Origin of the sequence: Pseudoneobacillus rhizosphaerae, from assembly GCF_917563885.1 — a bacterium.
GTDB lineage: Bacteria > Bacillota > Bacilli > Bacillales > Cytobacillaceae > Pseudoneobacillus > Pseudoneobacillus rhizosphaerae.
This window is the reverse complement of the sequence record NZ_CAKJTG010000001.1, coordinates 193790-217293: the sequence shown is the minus strand read 5'-3', so window position 1 is coordinate 217293 and position 23504 is coordinate 193790. Positions and strand designations below refer to the sequence as shown.

Sequence of the window (23504 nt, the reverse complement as noted above, 5' to 3'; positions counted from 1 at the left end):
TTAAAGAAAAAACTAGTATTTTTCAATTTGTTCAGCTAAATAGATGCTAAGTTTTCTTCTGTTTTTTCTGAGCTGCATACGATCGACCGCCGAATCAAACAGATATTTTTCCTCTTCGGTTTCTGGAAACACCTCTGGCACTCTTTTTGGTTTGCCTTGTTCATCTAATGATACAAAGGTAATGAAGCTAGTCGCTGCTACCTTTGATTGCCCTGTGATTAAATGTTCAGCAATAACTTTAACAAATACTTCCATTGAACTACTTCCTGTATAGGTAACAAATGATTCTAAATGTATCGCATCAGTTGGCCGGATAGGATGCAGAAAGTCCACCGAATCCATCGAAGCTGTCACAATGCTTGCACGACAATGCTTTTGAGCGGATATGGAGGCAACAACATCTATGTAAGACATTAATTTTCCACCAAACAAGGTTTGGTGATTATTTGTATCAGGAGGTAACACTCGATTGGTTTGAAGAACCCTTGATGCAGAACATGGCTTGCGATTAGGTGTATTTGTCATTTCAATTATCCCCTTATTTAGCTGAGTATTCTAGCTACCTCTAAAAAATATATACTTTTTATCATAACACAATTTTACATAGACAATACTAATTGACTGCCCGCGAATACCCTAGCATTGATATTAATAATAGAACTAATTTTACATTTGTAATTTTTTTGTAATATTTATCCACATCTTGAAATATATTTAGTTTTAGCATTAGACTCGATATCTTCCCTTCTAAAAAATGGAAGTAGTAGGATATCAATCTGAGAGAAAGTAAAGGGGGGGGAGTTGGTTTTGCTACTAGTAGAATGATGAATATTTAAATTATAAATAATGCAGGAGGTTTAGGAATGAAGAAAAGATTAAATATCTTCATGTCGGTCTTTTTTGCTTTGATGCTAGTGTTAGCTGGGTGTACCACTACAGGTGATAAAGCAGACCCAGAAAAAGATGATGATAATAAAGATCCAAATGTAGAAACACCAGCTGAGAAGAAAGTTCTTCGTACGAATAACCATTCAGAGCCAGGTGCACTACACCCAGGTTTAGCTCAAGGTACACATGATTCATGGGTAATTGATCACGTGTTTGAAGGATTAACAGTAAAAGCTCCAGACGGAACGATTGCTCCTGGTATGGCTGAAACTTGGGATACTAGTGAAGATGGTTTAACTTGGACATTCCATTTAAGAGATGGTGTACAGTGGTCAAATGGGGATCCAGTTACAGCAGCTGATTTTGAATATGCATGGAAGTTTGCACTTGATCCAAACAATGCTTCCCAATATGCTTACCAAATGTATTATTTAGAAAACGGGCAAGCTTTTAACGAAGTTGGAGCTACCATTTTAAAAGAATACAATGAAGCTGTTGAAAAGGCTGAAAAGGATGGTACTGAACCACCAGAAAAGCCCGTCATCGCTGAAGCCGATCTTCAACCAGCTAGAGATAAAGTAGGTGTGAAGGCTTTAGATGAAAAAACTCTAGAAGTAAAATTAGCAACTGCAACTCCGTATTTCCTAGATTTAACTTCGTTCTATACTTATTATCCAATTAACAAAACAGTTGCAGAAAGCAATCCAGATTGGTTTAAAGAAGCTGCAACTTTTGTTTCCAACGGTGCATTTAAGCTAACAGAATGGAAGCATAAAGAAAGCTTAACTCTAGCAAAAAATGATTCTTATTATGATGCAGCTAAGGTTAATTTAGATGAAGTTGTATTATACGTTATTGAAGATAACAATACAGCATGGCAAATGTATCAAACAGGAGAAATTGACCTCCTTGATAACTTACCATCTGAAGTAACCGGAAAGTTAATTGCCGACCAAGCCCCTGATTTCCATAATGCTGCTGAGCTTTCTACTTACTACTACAATTTAAATTCTGATGTTAAGCCATTCAATAACCCTAAAGTACGTAGAGCATTTGGTATGGCCATTGACAGACAAACGATTGTTGAACACGTTGCACAAGGCGGACAAATGCCAGCTTATGGTGTAGTACCTCCAGGTATGCCAGATGTATCAGGAGACTTTAGAGAAAATGCAGGTGCTCTATTTGAAGAAAATTATGATGAAGCCAAAAAGCTACTTGCTGAAGGTTTAGCTGAGGAAGGACTCAAAAAACTTCCTGAACTAACATTACTATATAATACAAACGAAATTCATAAGGTAATCGCTGAAGCAATTCAAGAAATGTGGCGTAAAAACCTTGGTGTAGAAAACGTAACATTAGAAAACGTTGAATTCCAAGTGAAGCTTGATCGTGAACAATCTGGTGATTACATGATCAGCCGTGCTGGTTGGATTGGCGACTATGTAGACCCAATGACATATCTTGATCTTTGGGTTTCTGATGGACCATATAATGATGCTAACTATAGCAACCCTGAATACGATGCTCTAGTAAATACAGCTAAAACGTCAATGGATCCAACAGTACGTATGGAAGCGATGCATCAAGCAGAACAGATTTTAATGAATGATATGCCGATTATCCCAGTTTACTATTATACTAGACCACATGTTTACAAAGAAAATGTGACTGGTATTTATACACTGATTAATCGTCAACCTTCATTTAAATTTGCTGATATTGAATAATTAATAAAATTAAAAAAGGTCTGGGTATGCTGCTTTCGTTAGCATACCCAATCTTTTAAAAGAGGGGTATTCATGCTCAAATTTATCGTGAAGCGTATCCTTTGGGCCTTAGTCACAATCTGGGCAATCATATCGATTACATTTATTATTATGCATAGTATTCCTGGGGATCCATTTGCTAGAGAAGGCTCCATGCCAGAAGCAGTCTACCAAAACCTTCGATCCTTTTATAATTTAGATGAGCCACTTTATGTTCAATATGGACTCTACTTAAAGCAAATTGCACAATTCGATTTTGGACCATCCTTAAAGTCAAATACTCTAACAGTTAATGATTATATTGCAAATGGCTTTCCAGTTTCCTTACAACTTGGGGCACAAGCATTAATTTTAGCCGTATGTTTAGGATTAATACTTGGTGTCATTGCAGCGGTAAACCGAAATAAATGGCCAGATTACTTTGCAATGGTTCTAGCCATTATCGGCATATCCGTTCCAAGCTTTATTCTTGCCACTTTTTTAATTAACTTCTTAGCGGTTGAGTGGAGACTTTTCCCAGTTGCAACCTGGCAGACAATGAAACACACCGTACTTCCAACTATTTCCTTAGCGATGCTCCCTATGGCTTATATTGCCCGCTTAATGCGCTCTAGCATGCTTGAGGTATTAAATCAGGACTATATGATTACGGCAAAATCGAAGGGACTAAATAAAGGATTTATTTTAATAAAATATGGTCTTCGGAACGCGATTTTACCTGTTGTCACCGTTTTAGGCATCATTACAGCCAATTTAGTAACAGGTAGCTTTATCGTCGAACATATATTTGGAGTTCCAGGAATCGGGGAGCTATTTGTAAAAGGAATCTTTAATCGTGATTATCCAGTTATTTTAGGTTCTACCATTTTTTATAGCATCATCTTAATCTTTTTAATTCTCATTGTAGATATCGCTTATACATGGATTGATCCAAGAATTAAAGTAACGGGGGAGAGTAAATAATGGCTAATAAAATACAATTAACTGAAGATCTGTTTACCCCTGTAACGGATAACTTTAAAGATGCAGAAAAAATTGCTAGACCAAGTGTTTCCTATTGGCGAGACACATGGAGGCGTTTAAAAGAAAATAAATTAGCAATGTTTGGACTTGTGCTCATTATTATTTTGGCAATTATGGCTATCATTGGCCCTTATATAAGTGGTTATAGCTATTTCGAACAAGATTTTACTAGGAAAAATTTAAGACCGAATGCGGAGCATTGGTTTGGGACAGACACATCTGGTCGTGACTTATTTACAAGAGCTTGGTATGGAGCAAGAATTTCTTTATTTATCGGTTTAATGGCAGCCACGATAGATTTTGTTATTGGAATTATATATGGTGGTGTTTCTGCTATTCGTGGTGGAAGAATAGATAATTTCATGATGAGATTAGCAGAAGTATTATTTTCGATTCCTTATTTGTTAATGGTTATTTTAATGATGATTGTACTAGAAAGAGGAATTTGGCCAATCATTATTGCGATGACAATTACGGGTTGGATTCCGATGGCACGACTTGTTCGCGGACAGGTACTTCAACTGAAAGAACTAGATTACGTTCATGCAGCCAATGCGATGGGAGCTCCTACTAGCTGGAAATTACGAAAACATATGATTCCAAATACAATGGGACCTATTTTAGTAAATATTACTCTAACTGTTCCAACCGCGATCTTTGCTGAAGCAACATTAAGTTTCCTTGGATTAGGTATACCTGCACCACAGGCTAGTTGGGGAACAATGGCCAGCGATTCACTAAGTAGCATATTGGTAGGTAACTTCTATCAGTTAGCTATCCCTGCGCTACTAATATCTATCACAATGTTTGCCTTCAATGTTTTCGGTGATGGGCTAAGAGATGCGCTTGATCCGAAACTTAGAAACTAAAGCGAGGTGAAAAATATGGAAAAACTGTTGCAGATAGAAAATCTAAACGTTTCTTTTAACACCTATGGTGGAGAAGTGAAGGCAGTTAGGGGCGTTAGTTTTTCAGTTAAAAAAGGAGAGGCCGTTGCGATTGTCGGTGAATCGGGATGTGGAAAAAGTGTTACAGCTAAATCGATTATGAAACTATTAACGGCTCCTCCAGCCGAATATAAAGAAGGAAAAATTTTATTCCACGGTCAAGACCTTTTACCCTTACCTGAGAATGAAATGAAAAAGATTCGTGGAAATAAAATTAGTATGATCTTCCAAGATCCAATGTCCTCACTTAATCCAACTAGTAGAATCGGGGATCAATTAATCGAAGGACTAGTTAAGCATAATCGGATGTCAAGAGCAATCGCCCTACAACATGCTGTCCAGCTTTTAGAGCGAGTTGGAATTCCACATGCAAAAAGCCGTCTTAAGCATTACCCTCATGAATTTTCTGGTGGGATGAGGCAAAGGGTTATGATTGCGATCGCTTTAGCTTGTGACCCTGAATTAATTATTGCGGATGAGCCGACGACTGCTCTTGATGTAACGATTCAAGCTCAGGTTTTAACTTTAATGAAAAAACTTCAGAAAGAAACGAATACGTCGATTATTTTAATTACTCATGACTTAGGTGTGGTAGCAGAAGTTTGTGACAAGGTAATCGTGATGTATGCAGGTGAAGTGGTTGAGTCGGGTTCGGTAGAAGAAATTTTCAGTAACCCAACACATCCTTATACAAAAGGATTAATGAAGTCAATACCTCGTTTAGATATGGACCGCAGCTCTAGGTTATATTCAATTGTGGGAAGCCCTCCAGATTTATTAGATCCCCCAAAGGGATGCTCTTTTTATCCAAGATGTGAATACGCTATGAAGGTATGCAAAGATTATCATCCTGAGTTAGAGCTAGTTAGTGGAACCCAGCAATCGTCATGTTGGCTCCATCATCCAATGGCACAAGCTGCTGCAGCAAAGGTAAGGGAGGATCATTAATGTCAGTTCAAGAAGCAGACCAACCACTTATACAAATAAAAAACTTAAAAAAGTATTATAAAGTTTCGGGTCGTGAACTAAAAGCAGTTAATGATATCAACTTAGACATCTACAAAGGTGAAACAATTGGACTTGTTGGTGAAAGTGGCTGTGGAAAATCAACAGCTGGAAAAACAATTATTCGTATGCATGAAGCGACGGCTGGAGAAGTTCTTTTTAATGGAGAGGATATTTTTAAATTAAAAGGAAGAGCTCTTAATAAATTCAAGAAAGATATGCAAATTATCTTTCAAGACCCTTACTCTTCATTGAATCCAAGAATGACGGTTGAGGAAATCGTTGGAGAACCACTAGATCTACACCATATTGTTAAAGGGAAGGCTAGAAGGGACCGAATTGTCGAGCTACTTGAATTAGTCGGTCTAAAATCAGAACATTTTAGTCGCTATCCACATGAATTTAGTGGTGGCCAACGTCAAAGAATTGGTATTGCACGTGCGCTAGCATTAAATCCTAAATTTATTGTTTGTGATGAGCCCATTTCTGCTCTAGATGTATCCATTCAGGCACAGGTTGTTAATTTACTTAAAGACCTTCAAGATAAAATGGGATTAACTTATCTATTCATCGCTCATGATTTATCCATGGTCAAATACATTTCAGACCGGATATTAGTGATGTACTTAGGAAATATGGTTGAATTAACGGACAGTGACTCTCTATATAATGACCCACTACATCCGTACACACAAGCTTTGCTGTCTTCAGTTCCGATACCAGACCCAACTATTAAGAGAGAACGCATTGTCCTTGAAGGTGAAGTACCAAGTCCGATAGATCCTCCGAGCGGTTGTGTTTTCCGGACTAGATGCAATCGTGCTATGGAGTTATGTGCATCCTCCGTGCCAGAATGGCGAGAAGTGAAACAAGGTCATTTTACCGCTTGCCATTTGTATAATAATGCGTAACCCTGCCTGCTGCGGTAGGGTTTTTTTACCCCTTCACAGATTTATGAGTAAAAAAGTTCATTTCATGATGCACAACTTTTTCCAATTAGTAATAGTTTTTTTCCTATCCAAACATACTAAGATGAGATAATGGTTTCGAGGAGGAAGTTCAATGTTCGAAGAAAATGCATTTTCGGTATTGAAAAATAAGATACAGTTGATCCGTAATAAAGAAAAAGCCATTTACTTAGTTGGCCCTATTAAATTACCTGTGAACCTTTATGGGGAAACTGAAGTGTTCCAATGGTATTGTTGGCTTCATTGTGATGAAGTAACCGATAATATGGAGAGAATCATTGAAAAATTATCTTCCTCAAATTTAGCGGAAAAGCAACAATCTAGTGTGCTCGTTTACGGAGATTTTGCCAATGATGAAAATGCGTTAATTCGGATGCATAGCATCTGCCATACAGGTGATATTTTTGGCAGCAAACGCTGTGATTGTGGATACCAATTGAAACATTCGATGAAAATGATTACAGAGCATGGCTCAGGAGCACTTTTCTATTTAGCAAACCATGAAGGTAGGGGAATCGGACTTTTTAGTAAAGCTATGGCATACGTTCTGCAAGAAGAAGGATTTGACACAGTCGAAGCCAATCTATCGTTAGGATTTGTCGACGATGCACGAAATTATGACGATGCGATAGAGGTATTAAAGAACCTTCGTTCCAAACCTGTTACATTAATTACGAATAATCCAAAAAAATTGAATGCCCTTCAAAAAGCAGGACTAAATGTTTCTGGCAGGGAGCCTTTATGGGGAGACAAGTCTGAGTTTAATGAAAAATACCTTCAAACCAAAATAAACCGTTCAGGTCATTTCGAAGGGGAACAATCCGACGAGTGATAGGTGAAAATAACTACAAAGATGAGTTGTATATTCCATTATCGGAATTACAACTCTTTTATTTTGCGAAAAATGGTATAGTATGAATTGACTAATTTTTCTAAATTAAACATAATATTGAATTAAGAGATAGTTTAAAAAGGGGAGAAATTTCTGTGCGAATAAAGAAAAGTTACTTTATTCTAGGTGTAATACTAGTAGTAGCATTTATAGTTGGTATTTTGAGTGAGGATAAATTAAAAAAAGAAGAAACATGGCTATTTAACGAAAAAAATGTATACGAAACAAATATCAAAGATAGCTGGTCCGAATTTAAAAAGGAGCATGAATTTTCTAATGATGCTAGAATCGGAGAATTTTCGATGACCTTGAGTACCGTCGGAGATTTCGAATCTGTAAAATTTAGATTAGTGGAGCTCGAGGGAAAAAAATATAATATCTTTAACTATCAAGACTGCAGTACCTGCCCAGAGTTACAGGATGGTGAGATTACCATTTGGAAAGAAAAAGCCAAAAGTATCAAAAATTATTCTGAATTAATGAAAGCTGATGAATTTTTCGAAAAACTACAAGAGGTAAATCAACAAAAAGCATTAACTAAGGAAACGGCAAGTTCATTATTCTTAGTTAGAACACGACATTGGAGTGATGAAATTAACTCCCCGGGTGAATACTATTCCTTGGAAGGAAACCAACTGAACAAAATAGAAGCAGGAAGTGAGCAAAATCCACATAAGGGCTACAACTTGCAAATACTTGAAAACACCTTGAAAGATTTCATTCCAAATGAAAATACAGTTAATATTATTATTGGCGATAAGACGGAACAATAAAATTAATTTACGGGGAGGAAATCTTATTGATTTCCTCCTTTTATTTTACTCCTTGGACAGAACGAGGAAATATTTTTAGAAAATTCAATTATTTCTCGGGAAAGCGCAGAATTAGACATTTCCCGCATCTGAAGTGTCGATTTCTGCTTAAGTTAATAAAACTTGTTATAGATTAGAAAATAGTGTAAATTAAAATTAACAAAACGTTAATTAAAATCAACTTAGATAATTGTCCATTAAAGCTCCAATAGGAGGTGTACGAATGCAAAATAACCAATCTGATCAAGAAGTGTCCCTTAATGATACTCATAAAAAATATCGCACTCCTGATGGCTACACGAGTGATATTGCCATTTTCACAATCATCTCAGAACAAGCAGATATGTATAAACCACCTGAAAAGAACTTGAAATTGATGCTGATTCAACGTGCAAAAAAAAATGCCGAAGGTCTCCCAAATATCGAAGCAAGTAAATGGGCTTTACCTGGAGGATTTATCCAACCAACTGAAACTGCTTTAGAAGCTGCCAAACGAGAGCTAGAAGAAGAGACGGGAATTATTGGTGTCCATATCAAACATTTTGGTGTTTATGACACGCCAGGAAGAGATTCACGTGGATGGATCATTTCCAATGCACATTACGCTATTGTTCCGGAAATACAACTTTCTACTAGGAGAGCAGCAGATGATGCAGCGGAGGTTGAACTTTTTACTTTACAAGAGTTGGAAGGGCTAGAACTTGCTTTCGACCACAGGCAAATCATAGACGATGCCATTTGGTTCATCAAGAAAGACATGGCATTAACGACTTTAGCTAAAAACTTTCTCCCTGCTGAATTCGTTTTATCGGAATTACAAGGAGTATTGCTTACGGTATTAGATGATCCATCAATTAAAGTAGATTCAGCTTTTTTTAGAAAAGGACCCACACTTCCCTTTTTAGAAAAGGTGATCATTAATGGCAGACCGAAAAAGTCCAATAAATTCTCAAAGACCCCAGCACAGCTCTATAGATTTAATGATTACCAACCTTTTATATCGGTCTATCAGGGTAAATTTTAATTTAATAATACGAAGGAGTGGGGAGAATGAAAGCATTAATAAATATTGATTACACTTATGATTTTGTAGCAGATGCGGGTGCATTAACATGTGGGAAGCCTGGTCAGGAAATAGAAACTGAAATTGTCCGAATTACAGAGGAATTTATCTCAAATAAGGATTATACGGTTTTTGCCATTGATCTTCACATCGAAGGGGAAGAAAGACATCCTGAAACAAAGCTATACCCACCACATAACATCAAGGGTACAAGTGGACGAAATTTGTATGGACAACTACAAAATGTGTATGTGAGTAATAAGGAGAAGGAAAACGTGCATTATATGGATAAAACAAGATATAGTGCGTTCGCTGGCACGGACCTTGAAATCAAATTGCGTGAAAGAGGAATTACTGAGGTTCATTTAGTTGGAGTATGCACGGATATTTGTGTATTGCACACAGCCGTTGATGCTTATAATAAGGGGTTCCAGATCGTTATTTACGAAAAAGCAGTAGCTAGCTTTAATCAAACTGGTCATGAATGGGCACTTGGCCACTTCAAAAGCTGTTTAAATGCTAAAATAATATAAAAAAATAACTCCTAAGATGGAGGAGAACTCATGAGAAAAGAATATCCAGATGATAGTTTAATTTTGCATACAGATGCTTATCAAGTAAATATGATTGAAACGTATTGGCATGATGGAATTCATAATCGGAAAGCTGTTTTTGAATTGTTTTTCAGAAAGCTTCCATTTGGAAACGGTTACGGTATTTTTGCAGGATTAGAACGGATTATTCAATATATCCAAGATTTTCGCTTTACTGATAGTGACATCGAGTATTTAAGAGATGAATTTGGCTACGAGGAAGAGTTTTTAGCGTATTTAAAGGGATTAAAATTCACTGGTAAAATTCGTTCGATGCGAGAGGGCGAATTAGTATTTGGTAATGAAACAATCTTACAGGTAGATTCAACACTTGCTGAGGCTCAATTAGTGGAAACAGCTCTATTAAATATCGTAAATTATCAAACCTTGATCGCAACAAAAGCATCTCGAATCAAACAAATTATTGGTTCGGAGCAAGCGATGGAATTCGGTACACGTCGGGCGCAAGAAATGGATGCTGCGATATGGGGGACTAGAGCCGCTTTTATTGCTGGATTTTCTTCGACTAGTAATATGAGAGCTGGTAAGTTATTCGGAATTCCTGCTTCAGGAACACACGCGCATTCGATGATACAAGCTTATATGGATGACTATACAGCGATGAAAAAGTATGCAGAAAGCTGTGTTCGTCGAAAGAATAAAGCCTTTATTCCACTTGTTGACACATATGACACCCTTCGTTCTGGCGTTCCATCAGCTATTAAAGTGGCCAAGGAATTTGAAGGTAGAGTGAAATTTGATGGCATACGTTTAGATAGTGGTGATATGGCCTATCTTTCAAAAGAAGCTCGTAAAATGCTTGACGATGCGGGATTCCCAGATGCATGTATTGTCGCTTCGAACGATTTAGATGAATACACCATCATGAATCTAAAAGCACAAGGGGCAAAAATTAATGTGTGGGGTATAGGAACAAAACTTATTACAGCCTATGATCAGCCTGCTTTAGGTGCTGTGTATAAAATTGTTGCTATTGAAAATGAGCATGGAGAAATGCTAGATACGATAAAAATTTCCGGTAACCCTGAAAAAGTAACAACGCCAGGCATTAAAAAATTGTATCGAATCATCAATATGATTAACCAGCGTTCTGAAGGGGATTATATAGCATTAGATGAAGAGAATCCGAATGATGAGGACCATTTAAAAATGTTCCATCCCGTTCATACCTATATTAGTAAATTCGTTACAAATTTTGAAGCAAGAGACCTCCATCACGACATTTTTGTAGATGGGCAATTAGTTTACGAATTACCAGATATATTTGAAATTCAGAAGTTTGCTTTGAGTAATATGGATGTCCTGTGGGATGAATATAAACGTTCACTAAACCCAGAAGAATACCCTGTTGACTTAAGTCAAAAATGCTGGGATAACAAAATCGCTGTAATTCAAAAAGTAAAAGAACAGGTAGCTAATTTGAAATAAGGCATGAAGGGATCTGTTTTGATAAATGAATCGTTTACAAAAAGAAATCATTACTGTGCTGAAGACCCAACCAACGATTGATGTAAAGGCCGAAATCCGTAAAAGTGTAGACATGATGAAAAATTACTTAAAAAAGTATTCCTTTTTGGAATCCATGGTTTTAGGTATTTCTGGAGGTCAAGATTCAACATTAACTGGAAAATTAGCCCAGGTTGCTGTTAACGAGCTAAATGATGAACTAGGTACAAAAAAATATAAGTTTATTGCCGTAAGATTACCTTATGGCGTGCAACTTGATGAGGATGATTGCGAGGATGCCATCACTTTCATTCAACCAGATGAAGTTGTTATAGTTAATATAAAGGATTCTGTCGATGCTAGTGTTGCAGCCGTTGAAAAAGGGATGGGCAAAAAGTTGACCGATTTCCTAAAAGGGAATGTAAAGGCAAGACATCGGATGGAAACACAATATAGCATAGCAGGCGCAAACAATGGGATTGTATTAGGTACTGACCATTCTGCAGAAGCGATTACTGGTTTTTATACAAAGTTTGGAGATGGTGCGTCTGACATGGTTCCGATTTTCCGACTTAATAAGAGACAAGGAAAACTACTATTAAAAGAACTTGGCTGCCCAGAACATTTATATTTAAAAGTCCCAACAGCCGATTTAGAAGATGATCGACCATCCTTACCAGACGAAGTAGCACTTGGTGTCACCTACGAGGATATCGATGACTACTTAGAAGGTAAAGAAGTGAATGAACAAAGCAAAGCGAAAATTGAAGGTTGGTATACAAAGTCAGAGCATAAACGACAGCCACCCATTAATGTTTTTGACGATTGGTGGAAGTAGAATGAAGCGTTGTTCCTTGTGAACAACGCTTATTTTGAGGAGGAGAGTATTGGTGAAATTCATTACTGTTGACCATTGGGACGATGAGCTATGGGAAAAAGCAAAAATCATATACGAAGAGGCTTTTGGTAAAAGTGGAGCCAAGTCTGAAAAAATCATTCGAAATATGTTTGCCAAAGGAATTTGTTTCCTTCATGTCTTGTTTATCAATGATGAAATCGTTGGAATGGCCATAACCGGAAAACTTAAAAATACGAATGCTTTGCTTATAGATTACTTAGCTGTACGAATAAATAAACGTAAACAAGGAATTGGACAAAGACTTTTAGATTACATAAAAGAATGGAGTATTTCAGAGCAGCAGCTAGGTGCTGTCGTTATTGAAGTCGAATCTGATCCAACTCCAGAAAATCTTGCGAGAATTAATTTCTGGCAAAAAAATGAGTTTCAACTAACAGATTATATCCATCATTACATATGGGTACCGGAACCATACAAAGCCATGTACTGCAAGCTAGCTTCTGATGCAAAAACACCTCAAAATGGCGAAGAACTATTTCAGCTCATTGTTCAATTTCATAAAGAATCGTTTACATTAAATTGACAGGATAATTTTTAACTGTAGTAGGGTTTCTATTGGACACTTGGTTTGGTCGGGAGAGTGGATTTGTCCAATAGAGGGCTTCTATTGGACACTTTGTTTGTTTGAAAGAGTGCGTTTGTCCAATAGAGGGCTTCTATCGGACACTTTGTTTGTTTGAAAGAGTGCGTTTGTCCAATAGAGGGCTTCTATCGGACACTTGGTTTGTTTAGAACAGTGGGTTTGTCCAATAGAGGGCTTCTATCGGACACTTGGTTTGTTTAGAACAGTGGGTTTGTCCAATAGAGGGCTTCTATTGGACACTTTGTTTGTTTAGAACAATGGGTTTGTCCAATAGAGGGCTTCTATTGGACACTTTGTTTGTTTAGAACAGCGGGTTTGTCCAATAGAGGGCTTCTATCGGACACTTGGTTTGTTTAGAACAGTGGGTTTGTCCAATAGAGGGCTTCTATTGGACACTTTGTTTGTTAGAACAGCGGGTTTGTCCAATAGAGGGCTTCTATTGGACACTTTGTTTGTTTTGGGGACGCTGTTTGTCCTATTAACTGGCTCATGTACATTTCTTCTTAACTATCACGTTTTTCCCTCTTAAAGATGTTTATTCTCTTAAAATAATCATTCAGTTCTTTTTCAGAAACGATAATTTTTCCTTCTAATTTTTTTGTTTGTAATACAAACTCTTTTACACCAATAAACTCCGATTCAGATAGGACAAAAAACTTAGTCCCTTTTTTATAAAAATCCTTATAATCTTTCATTAATTTGTACCACTTCATTTACGTACCTCTAACGTGAGTTTTCTTTTGGCTATTATTTTACTCTTAGTTCTAAAAAGACACAATATTTGTGCAGGAAGAACCATTTTTATCACGAATAAAGTAAATGGATTTGTTAAAGGAGTGAACGATTAATGGAAATAAAATTAGATGATTTAACAGGGCCTGAAATAGCTCAATTATTGGATGAACATCTTCAAAACATGGCAAAACATTCACCACCAGAAAGTAGACATGCCCTGAATTTAGATGGGTTACGTAAACCTGAAATTACGTTTTGGAGTGTTTGGGAGAATGGACATTTAGTAGGTTGTGGGGCACTTAAAGAACTAGATTATAAACATGGTGAAATCAAATCAATGAGAACTTCTTCTTCACATTTAAGAAAAGGTGTAGCAAAAAAGGTACTTCAACACATCATTGCAGAAGCTAAAAACCGTAACTATCGACGCCTCAGTTTGGAAACAGGCTCCATGACTGCCTTTGAACCAGCAAGAAGGTTATACGCAAGTTTTGGCTTTCAATATTGTAAGCCGTTTTCAGATTACATCGAGGATCCGAATAGTGTATTTATGACAATGGAATTATGAGATAAATAAAAGAACGCACATAACGAAATGTACGTTCTTTTGAATTACCTTTTTTTCTTTTTTGAGTTATCTACAATAGGAGCATTTTTCTTAACACTTTCTAATGCAACTTGCACATGAACATTTTTTTCATCAATACTATTAACACTTGAAACTTTCCCTTTACGACCTTTAATCGTTAAATCTTCACCTACAGCTGGGACACTCTTTAGTAGCTGACTTAATAATAGATTTTTGTTATCGAAAAAATAAACAACAAACATTTCATTCTCACCTTTTTCATATGGAATGGTTTTACAAAAAAATGCTTATAATGTATCCTTTCTAATAAAATATATGATTATAGCTAGATTTAGACCAAAAAAATACTAAAATAAATAAATCTTTGATTCTACAAAATCGGAATGAAGAAAGGTTATAGTATTTTAAGAGAATACAAGTCGGAGTTTTATACCACATGTAGAAGAAATTACTATCAAACCTTCCAAATAGGCGTAAGGTGGGAATATCAAAATGGGAAAATTATTTGCTAAATGGTATGATTTTTTTATGAATCCTTTAGAGAAAACAGCGTTTAAAGCGCTACGAAAGAAACTCCTTTCAAACGCTACTGGCAGTGTATTAGAAATAGGTTCCGGAACTGGTGTGAATTTCCCCTTTTATATAGAAGCTAAGTCAGTAACGGCGATTGAGCCTAGTCAGTATATGCTTAAAAATTCTGTTTCAAAAATCCAACAGGCTACTGTACCCATTGAAGTAATTCAGGCAGGTGCTGAGCAACTTCCCTTTCCCGATCATTCCTTTGATTGCGTAGTGGCTACATTGGTATTTTGTACAATCCTTGATAGGGATAAGGCCATGATCGAAATCAAAAGAGTTTGCAAGCCTGACGGTCAAATTCTCTTGTTTGAACATGTGAGAATGGACAATCGTTTTCTTTCACATTTGCAGGATTTTTTTACACCAATTTGGAAAAAAATCTGCGATGGTTGTTGTTTGAACAGAGAAACATTGAAGCTTTTAATAGACCATAATTTAAAAATTATTAATGTTGAAAAGCATTATCAGGGATTATTTTTATTGATTGAGGCAAGGAATGTTCCAGAGAATAAATAGATGCAAGCCAGGAATACTACCAAATCGTAATGAATGAAACTGTTATACTATTTCTTCATATTCGTAGATATAAAAGTATAAAAAGAATTGGAGTGAAATGTATGAATATTAAATATGAAATAATTTCTGAGGAAAACATAGAAGACTGTCGTGATGCATGTAATGAACTCATGTCATATCAAAAATCGAAAGCATACATAAAACCTGAGCTGTTTGATAACATGAATTTCGATACACGCATGATACCATCAGTAAAAAGTGCCATACATAATTATATTGTAGTAGTTAAAGTTGAAGATAAAATTGTAGGATATGTTTATTCAAATATTTCTCCAAAAGAAACTTATTCAAATGCGTTTGCTACTTTTTTTGACCTTTCTTCCGTTAGTAAGGGTAATGTAGGCTGTTTATCTCAATTTTATATTAAGGAAGGGTATAGAAAATATGGCATAGGATCAACCCTTTTTAAGATGTCAATGGAGTGGCTGCAGCAATTTGATGATGTTGAAGACTATTTTATCTACGTCTCAAATGGAAATGATGACGCATTGGAATTCTATAAACGAAAAGGATTTTCTGTTAGCCATGACATATTGGATGGATTTATTACAGTGTTACGTAATAGTAAACAATCCAATCAGAACAGTAACTAAAGAAGGAGTTATAAGCAATGATTAATCAAAATACCTTAAATATTTTAAATGGACAAGCAATGTATAATTATTTCCAGAAGACCGATTTTCTCAAACAAGAAATCATGATCCCTTTTAATGAAGCCATGTGTTATGGAAACACGTCAAAAGATCTATTTTCAGACGAATTCGTTGAAATACGGTCAAATGTTCATCACGTCACACCTTCACAATATACTGAAATCGCTATATTACCATTGCAGCCGCTCTTTAGTAAAAACTTTACTAACATTGCATTATGGTTTGATGCCGATATGTTTTGTCAAATCAATCTGATCACCATTCTTGCATGGCTAGACAAAAACGAGTATAAGGGTAAAATTGTTCTTCATCTAGTCGGTGAAAATTTTGAACCTGAAGAACATTTTAACTTAGAGGCGAACGGGTATTATGAACTTTATAATCAAGTTTTGATTCATAAAACAAGTCCCGATTTTTTTGTTCCACCACCTTTAAAGAAGGGAATAGAATTATACTTACATTATCTAAATAATGATAGTGATCTAATGACGTATATTGAAATGAACCGAAATGTTTCAGAAAAAGAACTAGTGTATGCACTAATTGAAAATTTTAAGGATTATGGATTAGGAGATACACAATACTTAGAAATTATTAAGGGACATCACAAAACCAATCATAATATATAATAAATGAGAAGTTGCTATCCAATAATAGGGTAGCAATTTTTATTATCCAAATTTCTTGCTAGAGTTAAAAAAAGATGGCTCTATTGTTGGGATGAGTGATGATTTAATTCATTCCATACATAAAAATAAATTGGCCACCTTTTCTATGGAAATCCGATGTCAAAGTTACAAAATTTACATATCAGAAGAAGAGTAGGAAATATTAATGGATGAAATATGGATGATAAGAAAGGGGGAGGTGTTTATATGTCAGAATTGGAACCTTTAGAGTACGACACAGGAACGACGATTCGAGATTACGATATCATTACAATTACTCAAACAGCAGTGGGTTATGAAGTCCTACTTGATATTAACTTGGATAGTGGATATTCCTTAACTAGAACTAAATTGGAAATTTCTAATGAAGATTTGTTAGCGTATGAAACAAGCAATATTGAAGAGGGTATAAAATATGCTTTAGGATTCTTTGATGAAACCATATAAAAAATGAAAAAAAGATATGGGTGTATCAGTTTATTCAAACCAATTACATCCATATACTTTATCCTTTATTACAGAAACTCGACAATTCTTATTTTTGCACAACTATAAGGAGCAAGCTCTATTGTTACAAATCTTAATGGCGAATAATGCTTTGGATTTAATAGCGTTTCAAGCATTAGTAATTCTTACAATCTATGTTTATCCGTCTGCAGACGGAGGATAAGGTAGCAAAATATCAGTCTAAAAAACGAGAAAACCTCCGTTTATAGCTAGGTGACCCAATCCTGAATATTTACTAAACTAATAGTAAGAAATGATTGTTTACAATCAAAGAGAAAAGGAGCACCTAAATGAGAGAATATTCGTTCCGCACTTTTTTTACTATATGGTTTGGTCAGTTAGCTTCCATCATTGGTTCTGGGTTAACCAACTTCGGTCTTGGTGTGTGGGTATTAACGGAAACAGGTTCAGTCACTCAATTCGCATTAATTATTATGTTTGCAAGCGTACCAGCGATCGTCGCTGCACCCTTTGCAGGTGTCATTGTTGATAAATGGAAACGAAAATGGTTAATGGTGATAAGCGATTCTATTGCAGGTATAAGTACGATTATAATCTTCGTCCTCATCTATTTTAATGTATTCGAGGTATGGCATTTATATATTACAGCAGCAGTATCCTCCCTCTTCAGTTCGTTTCAAATGCCAGCTTACCAAGCAACGATTCCCTTACTGGTACCGAAAGCTCAGCTTGGTCGAGCTAACGGATTGGTTCAAATGGCAGACGCGCTTTCGATCGTGTTTGCACCTGTTATGGCTGGTTTTTTACTAGCTTCAATGGGGATTAAAGGAATTCTGATCATCGACTTCTTTACTTTTATTATTGCTTTATCCACCTTACTCTTTGTTAAATTCCCAGAATTGTCACTAAGTGAAAAGGATTCGAAAAAGGTTTCATTTTTTCAAGATGCTTTATTTGGATGGAGATATATTGTCGACCGTCCTGGTTTAAGAGGACTTCTCGTCTACTTTGCGGTTGTCAATTTATTATTAGGCTATTTCAACGTTCTCTTGCAACCACTCATCTTATCCTTTACCAATGAAAGAATGTTGGGAATTGCTCTTTCCATTACAGGTATAGGCATGCTTGTTGGGGGAATTACGATGAGCATTTGGGGAGGTCCGAAAAATCGAGTTTTAGCTGTAATTGGTTCTGGTGCGATTAGTGGACTTTTCTTAATGGTTCTAGGGTTTAAAGAATCTGTATTTTTAGTAACTCTCTCAACCTGTCTAATGTTTTTGTTTTTACCAATAGGTAATGCCGCCAGTCAAGTAATCTGGCAAAGTAAAGTTCCTTTAAACGTACAAGGTCGAGTTTTTGCACTTCGTCGGATGATTGCCATATCTCTATCGCCAATCGCTTATATCTCGGCTGGACCTCTTGTGGAAAAAGTCTTCGACCCAGCTGTACAAAATGGGGGATTCGCTCAAGGGTTAACAAAGCTCATTGGAACAGGTGATGGTCGAGGCATTGGGTTATTATTTATTCTTTTAGGGGCAGGGTGGATCGTAACTTCCTTAGTAGTATTTTTAAATCCAAGAGTAAGAGGGCTAGAAAGTGAAATTCCTGATGCCGCCGCTACTGGTAGTGAAGGTAAGGATGAGAAAGTATTGGCTGGTGCTCATTAATCTTCAAATCAGATTTCTCGTTAAGAGGAGTCTGTTTTTCCTATTTTTAAATCCTTTTTTTACTCTTCCTAGTATTTCAAATTGATAGATTCATAAACTTTCCCAATATTAAACCCTGTTTTCCGCTATAAATAATCATGATTATCTATCCATTCACTCAAAAATACGTTTTAAAATTAAAAAAGAAGCGCATATACCAAAAAATTACCAATGAAATTTTCCCGATTTAACTTTACTAAACTGCATGATAACTTAAGGTATGTGAATATTATCAATTTTCACAAAACCAATAAGTGAATGTGGAGGTAGTTAAATGAGAAGAACAAATTGGGCAATAGTAGGGCTTCTAGGTTTTACCTTAACAGCGTCAACCATTTTCTCATCACCATTAAAAACGCCAGCAAGTAATGGAGAGATCCTCTTTAAAGGAGTGGAAAGCGTTTCAATGGATGAATTCCAAGGTCAAAAAGAATATGGTGGAAAAGCTAAATTCTTAATTGATTCAGAAGTGGAAAAAAATATTCCAAAAGGATTACTAAAAAAATTAAAAGAAATTCCAGCCGATAATGATTTATATGTTGTCCAGTTTAGCGGCCCGATTTCCAAGGAGAACCAAGAATCCTTAGCTGCAAAGGGTGTAGAAATCCTAGAGTACATTCCTGCCTTTGCTTATATTGCCAAAATTAAAGATTCAGATACTTTGAATCAAGTAAAAACTTCCAAAGGTGTGACCGATGTAAAAGCATTCCTTCCGCTTTATAAATTTGATCCAGTTCTATTTGACAAAGGTGCTTCTAATCTAGTAAAAGCCGTTTTGAAAAAGTCGGATAAAAATATGGAAAAAGTCAGTGTAAAAGGAATCGATGAATTAGTTGATTATGCCTATCAAAATAATGTGTTAACCATTTCAGCAGAGCTTGAATATAAGCTAGCCAACGACCAAGCAGGCGTGATCACGAAAACGAATGTAGCACAAAGCGTATATGGATTAAGTGGCGCAGGTCAAATCGTTGCTGTTGCTGATACCGGTCTAGATACAGGTAATAACGATACGACAATGCACGAAAGCTTCCGTGGAAAAATTAATGCCATTTATTCATGGGGCAGAACAGGAAACGCTAATGACCCAAATGGCCATGGGACACATGTAGCGGGTTCTGTTTTAGGAAATGCTAGCTTTAAAGGAATGGCTCCAAGTGCAAATCTAGTATTCCAATCTATCATGGATTCTAATGGCGGCTTAGGTGGTCTTCCAACTGATTTAAAAACTTTATTCTCCCAAGCTTGGAATGCAGGAGCTAGAATCCATACGAATTCATGGGGAGCACCTGTTGGCGGAGCCTATACAATTGATTCTCAAGCGGTTGACCAATATGTCTACTCTAATGATATGACAATTCTTTTCGCAGCAGGAAATGAAGGACCAAATTCAAGAACCATTAGCTCACCGGGATCAGCTAAAAACGCAATTACTGTTGGTGCTTCTGAAAATAATCGTCCTACCTTTGGAAGCTACGCTGACAATATTAATCAAATCGCTGAATTCTCATCTAGAGGACCAACAAAAGACGGACGTGTTAAACCAGATATCGTAGCACCTGGTACGTACATTTTATCTTCCCGGTCTTCCTTGGCTCCAGATAGCAGTTTCTGGGCTAATTACAACAGCAAGTATGCCTACATGGGTGGAACATCAATGGCGACACCACTTACAGCAGGTAATGTAGCATTACTTAAAGAACATTTCTTGAAAAATAAAGGCATTGATGCAAAACCATCCTTAATTAAAGCAGCACTTGTAGCAGGTGCGACTAATCTTGGAACAACAACAGGAAATCAAGGCTGGGGTCGTGTAAATGTAGAGAAATCGATAAATGTTGCTTACGTGAATGAGTCGAAAGCCTTAACAACTGGAACTAAAGCAACTTATACGTTTAGTGCAACTAGTTCAAGACCATTAAAATTCACACTAGCTTGGACAGACTACCCAGGTAGCCCAAATGCAACCTATTCATTAGTCAATGATTTAGATTTCGTAGTGAAGTCACCATCAGGCAAAGTATACGTTGGTAACGACACAACATCCCCTTATAACGATAATTGGGATGGAGTAAATAACGTAGAAAGCGTATCCATTGCGGTTCCTGAAAACGGAACATACACAATCGAAGTTCAAGCCTACAACGTAGCAAATGGAGGATCGCAGGATTTCTCATTAGCATTAATTAACTAGTTTTCAAAGCTCAAAAAGCCATCATATTCGCTTTTTCTCTCTAAGATAATAGAACAGGCAGGTATTAACTTGCCTGTTTTTTCGTTTACAATTTTTTTTTAATATGGTAACAATGAGGTAGGAGATTATAAGGAAGGATGAATATAAGATGGATCTCGAAACGGTTATGCAGGAACTAGAAGCGCTTGGCAAGGAACGAATGAAGAAGATGTACATAAGTAATGGTGCACATGAGCCACTATTTGGTGTGGCTACAGGCGCAATGAAGCCATTTTCTAAGATAATCAAGAAGAATCAACCTTTGGCAGATGAGCTTTATGCCACAGGGAACTACGATGCTATGTATTTTGCTGGCGTTATTGCTGACCCGATGGCAATGACTGAGGAAGATTTTGAGCGTTGGATGGATGGGGCGTATTTTTATATGCTTTCCGATTATGTGGTTGCCGTTACTTTGGCAGAAACTGATATTGCGCAAGCTGTTGCAGATAAATGGATTGCAAGCGGTGAAGAGCTTAAAATGTCTGCAGGGTGGAGCTGTTACTGTTGGCTTTTGGGAAGCCGCAAAGACAGTGAATTTAGTGCAAGCAAGCTCTCTAACATGCTTGATCAAGTGGCAAATACGATTCACCATTCTCCAGAGCGTACAAAATCCGCAATGAATAATTTTATATACACAGTCGGAATTTCCTATTTACCTCTCCATGAAAAAGCATTTGAAACTGCAAAGGCAGTTGGACCCGTCGAAATGAAGCGTGAAAAGAAAAAAAGCAGTATCCTGCTCGCTTCTGAAAATATTCAAAAAGAATTAGATAGAGGAAGACTTGGTTTCAAACGCAAATATGTAAGGTGTTAGGATAGTTTTTATTGTAGCTATACTAACGATACTCACATGATTCGTAGATTACTGACAAATATGGTATAGGGGCTATCAGCAATCTGTCGCTTAATTGATTTAAATGAATTAAAGTCCAATTTGACTATATTGGGCTTTTTATATTAGAGAGGGGAAATACTTGTCCATTGATTATCCTTTTTTAATTTTATGCCTGATGGTAATGTTTTAATTGGAATAATAGTGGATGTGTCCAATAGAAGGGTTTTATCGGACAAAACGAGGGTAGTTAGTCATGGAAGTGTCCAATAGAAGAGCTCTATCGGACAAAACGTGGATGGTTATTGGTAGAAATGTCCAATAGAAGGGCTCTATCGGATAAAAGGCGGTCAGTGGAAGGTAGATGTGTCCAATAGAAGGGCTTTATCGGACAAAACGCGGTCAGTGGGAGGTAGATGTGTCCAACAGGACGGCTCATTAGCTGAAAATATTCAGGTTTTTAGTGAAGTGGAAGGACTACGATTAATCTAAATAACAGTAGGAGGAAGCAAATGAAATACACTGCTTCGAATAATATCGGTTTCCAGGTTAAAGATGTCGAAAAGGCGAAATTATTTTATGAAAAGGTTCTTGGATTTAAACAGCCTGAAGAAAGTTTTGTTAAAGAAATTGAGTTTAGGACTGATTCTAATAACATTTTTTTAATCCCAGGAGATGAAAATCTTGGTCCCGTCATGGAAGTGATTGTGGAAGATTTAGAAGCCGCCAAACATCATCTCCTTGAAAATGGTTGTGAAGTGATTCGGTGGCGTGGAAAAGGTCAGGATTGTTACGTAAAGGATCCATTTGGAATGATTTTTAATGTATGGGAAAGTAAGTGACAAGAGAAAGAATAACTCTGATTTGAAGAATATATCCAAAAAGGAACAAACGTTCGATAAAGTAAATATAGGTAATCATTCTATATAAAATGGGTAAAATGATTCCGAAACTATTTACAAGATATACATAGAAAAACTAATTGGAGGAAGACATGAATGAAAAAAATCATTCCACACTTTTCGATTCCTAATTGCCAGGAAGCATTAGAATATTACAAAGGAATTTTCGGTGGCGAAATTAAGAATACCCAAACTGGTGAAGGTATGGAGATGTTTAAAGGGCAAGAGGAGAAACTTATCCATGCTGAATTACATGTGAATGAAGAGTGCATTTTTTATTTCAATGATGTATTCCGACCTCAACATACATTAGGAACGAATGTAAGTAATGTATTAGATATGGATACTGAAGAGGAAATTGACAGAATTTATGATGCACTATCTACAGAAGGAACAATAATGATGGCATTACAAGATACTTTTTGGGGGGCAAAACATGCGGTAATAGTAGATAAAAACGGCCTACAATGGGATCTAAACTTTACAAGAGCAATGGACACCAGTATAGACTAACATGAACAGAAAAAATGGCTTGGCACCTTTGAAAGGGACAAGCCATTTTTTTTTATTATTTAAAAGCTTTAAAGTTTGGAAATGGATGCCCAGGTTCCCAGCAAAATAAATTTATGTA

Annotated in this window: 26 protein-coding genes and 1 pseudogene; 24 read left to right on the top strand and 3 right to left on the bottom strand. The window is 36.4% G+C overall.

Annotated elements, in window-relative coordinates:
• Positions 1-12 precede the first annotated feature (12 nt).
• A complete protein-coding gene (locus tag LRP83_RS01070; RefSeq protein WP_230494810.1) occupies positions 13-525 on the bottom strand; it encodes an acyl-CoA thioesterase in 513 nt (170 codons plus the stop codon).
• Positions 526-863: 338 nt separating this feature from the next.
• Between LRP83_RS01070 and LRP83_RS01065 the strand changes: the two genes are divergently transcribed.
• The 12 genes from LRP83_RS01065 to LRP83_RS01010 all read left to right on the top strand — a co-directional run bounded on the left by LRP83_RS01065 (position 864) and on the right by LRP83_RS01010 (position 12869).
• Positions 864-2618, top strand: coding sequence for a peptide ABC transporter substrate-binding protein (locus LRP83_RS01065; protein WP_230494809.1), 1755 nt, complete (start codon positions 864-866; stop codon positions 2616-2618).
• Between the two features lie 72 nt (positions 2619-2690).
• Entirely contained in the window at positions 2691-3620 is a 930-nt protein-coding gene (locus LRP83_RS01060) for an ABC transporter permease (protein WP_230494808.1), read from the top strand.
• Complete coding sequence (locus LRP83_RS01055; protein ID WP_230494807.1) at positions 3620-4549, top strand: ABC transporter permease; 930 nt, start codon at positions 3620-3622, stop codon at positions 4547-4549. The genes LRP83_RS01060 and LRP83_RS01055 overlap by 1 nt, the downstream gene beginning before the upstream one ends.
• Before the next feature lie 15 nt (positions 4550-4564).
• Positions 4565-5575 carry an ABC transporter ATP-binding protein gene (locus tag LRP83_RS01050; protein WP_230494806.1) on the top strand — a complete coding sequence of 337 codons (1011 nt, stop codon included), beginning with the start codon at positions 4565-4567 and terminating at the stop codon, positions 5573-5575.
• The gene (locus LRP83_RS01045; RefSeq protein WP_230494805.1) at positions 5575-6543 is read left to right on the top strand and encodes an ABC transporter ATP-binding protein; all 969 of its coding nucleotides are present in this window, start codon (positions 5575-5577) and stop codon (positions 6541-6543) included. The genes LRP83_RS01050 and LRP83_RS01045 overlap by 1 nt, the downstream gene beginning before the upstream one ends.
• Positions 6544-6694: 151 nt before the next feature.
• Positions 6695-7432, top strand: a complete 738-nt coding sequence (locus tag LRP83_RS01040; RefSeq protein WP_230494804.1) for a GTP cyclohydrolase II — start codon at positions 6695-6697, stop codon at positions 7430-7432.
• 155 nt (positions 7433-7587) lie between these two features.
• Positions 7588-8265: a hypothetical protein gene (locus tag LRP83_RS01035; protein WP_230494803.1), complete on the top strand. Its 678-nt coding sequence runs from the start codon at positions 7588-7590 to the stop codon at positions 8263-8265.
• A 262-nt stretch (positions 8266-8527) separates the two neighbouring features.
• Positions 8528-9328 (top strand): NUDIX domain-containing protein, encoded by an 801-nt coding sequence (locus tag LRP83_RS01030; RefSeq protein WP_230494802.1) that lies wholly within the window; start codon positions 8528-8530, stop codon positions 9326-9328.
• Positions 9329-9354: 26 nt separating this feature from the next.
• Entirely contained in the window at positions 9355-9900 is a 546-nt protein-coding gene (locus LRP83_RS01025) for a cysteine hydrolase family protein (protein ID WP_230494801.1), read from the top strand.
• A 30-nt stretch (positions 9901-9930) separates the two neighbouring features.
• Positions 9931-11409 (top strand): nicotinate phosphoribosyltransferase, encoded by a 1479-nt coding sequence (locus LRP83_RS01020; RefSeq protein ID WP_230494800.1) that lies wholly within the window; start codon positions 9931-9933, stop codon positions 11407-11409.
• A gap of 25 nt (positions 11410-11434) precedes the next feature.
• Entirely contained in the window at positions 11435-12265 is an 831-nt protein-coding gene (gene nadE / locus LRP83_RS01015) for an NAD(+) synthase (RefSeq protein ID WP_230494799.1), read from the top strand.
• Positions 12266-12317: 52 nt separating this feature from the next.
• On the top strand, positions 12318-12869 hold the full coding sequence (locus tag LRP83_RS01010) for a GNAT family N-acetyltransferase (protein ID WP_230494872.1): 552 nt from the start codon (positions 12318-12320) through the stop codon (positions 12867-12869).
• Positions 12870-13432: 563 nt separating this feature from the next.
• Here the strand turns inward: LRP83_RS01010 and LRP83_RS01005 are convergent.
• Complete coding sequence (locus tag LRP83_RS01005) at positions 13433-13642, bottom strand: hypothetical protein (protein WP_230494798.1); 210 nt, start codon at positions 13640-13642, stop codon at positions 13433-13435.
• Positions 13643-13776: 134 nt separating this feature from the next.
• Between LRP83_RS01005 and LRP83_RS01000 the strand changes: the two genes are divergently transcribed.
• On the top strand, positions 13777-14232 hold the full coding sequence (locus LRP83_RS01000; protein WP_230494797.1) for a GNAT family N-acetyltransferase: 456 nt from the start codon (positions 13777-13779) through the stop codon (positions 14230-14232).
• A 44-nt stretch (positions 14233-14276) separates the two neighbouring features.
• Here the strand turns inward: LRP83_RS01000 and LRP83_RS00995 are convergent, their stop codons facing one another.
• Positions 14277-14495, bottom strand: a complete 219-nt coding sequence (locus LRP83_RS00995) for a hypothetical protein (RefSeq protein WP_230494796.1) — start codon at positions 14493-14495, stop codon at positions 14277-14279.
• A gap of 250 nt (positions 14496-14745) precedes the next feature.
• On the opposite strand from LRP83_RS00995, the gene LRP83_RS00990 reads away from it, so the two are divergent.
• The 11 genes and pseudogenes from LRP83_RS00990 (at position 14746) to LRP83_RS00945 (ending at position 23386) form a co-directional block, all read left to right on the top strand.
• Positions 14746-15348 carry a class I SAM-dependent methyltransferase gene (locus LRP83_RS00990; RefSeq protein WP_230494795.1) on the top strand — a complete coding sequence of 201 codons (603 nt, stop codon included), beginning with the start codon at positions 14746-14748 and terminating at the stop codon, positions 15346-15348.
• Positions 15349-15449: 101 nt separating this feature from the next.
• Positions 15450-16001, top strand: a complete 552-nt coding sequence (locus LRP83_RS00985; protein ID WP_230494794.1) for a GNAT family N-acetyltransferase — start codon at positions 15450-15452, stop codon at positions 15999-16001.
• Positions 16002-16018: 17 nt separating this feature from the next.
• Positions 16019-16690: an AraC family transcriptional regulator gene (locus LRP83_RS00980; RefSeq protein ID WP_230494793.1), complete on the top strand. Its 672-nt coding sequence runs from the start codon at positions 16019-16021 to the stop codon at positions 16688-16690.
• 246 nt (positions 16691-16936) lie between these two features.
• Positions 16937-17176 (top strand): hypothetical protein, encoded by a 240-nt coding sequence (locus tag LRP83_RS00975; RefSeq protein WP_230494792.1) that lies wholly within the window; start codon positions 16937-16939, stop codon positions 17174-17176.
• A 16-nt stretch (positions 17177-17192) separates the two neighbouring features.
• Positions 17193-17399, top strand: a complete 207-nt coding sequence (locus LRP83_RS00970) for a hypothetical protein (protein WP_230494791.1) — start codon at positions 17193-17195, stop codon at positions 17397-17399.
• Positions 17400-17526: 127 nt separating this feature from the next.
• Positions 17527-18864, top strand: a complete 1338-nt coding sequence (locus LRP83_RS00965) for an MFS transporter (RefSeq protein ID WP_230494790.1) — start codon at positions 17527-17529, stop codon at positions 18862-18864.
• A gap of 313 nt (positions 18865-19177) precedes the next feature.
• A pseudogene (locus LRP83_RS23395) lies at positions 19178-19597 on the top strand (DUF8729 domain-containing protein); the annotation flags it as partial.
• A gap of 102 nt (positions 19598-19699) precedes the next feature.
• Positions 19700-21097, top strand: a complete 1398-nt coding sequence (locus LRP83_RS00960; protein ID WP_494337127.1) for a S8 family serine peptidase — start codon at positions 19700-19702, stop codon at positions 21095-21097.
• Between the two features lie 148 nt (positions 21098-21245).
• Entirely contained in the window at positions 21246-21953 is a 708-nt protein-coding gene (locus LRP83_RS00955) for a DNA alkylation repair protein (protein ID WP_230494788.1), read from the top strand.
• A 530-nt stretch (positions 21954-22483) separates the two neighbouring features.
• Complete coding sequence (locus tag LRP83_RS00950; RefSeq protein WP_230494787.1) at positions 22484-22813, top strand: VOC family protein; 330 nt, start codon at positions 22484-22486, stop codon at positions 22811-22813.
• Between the two features lie 156 nt (positions 22814-22969).
• Entirely contained in the window at positions 22970-23386 is a 417-nt protein-coding gene (locus LRP83_RS00945) for a VOC family protein (RefSeq protein WP_230494786.1), read from the top strand.
• Positions 23387-23504 lie beyond the last annotated feature (118 nt).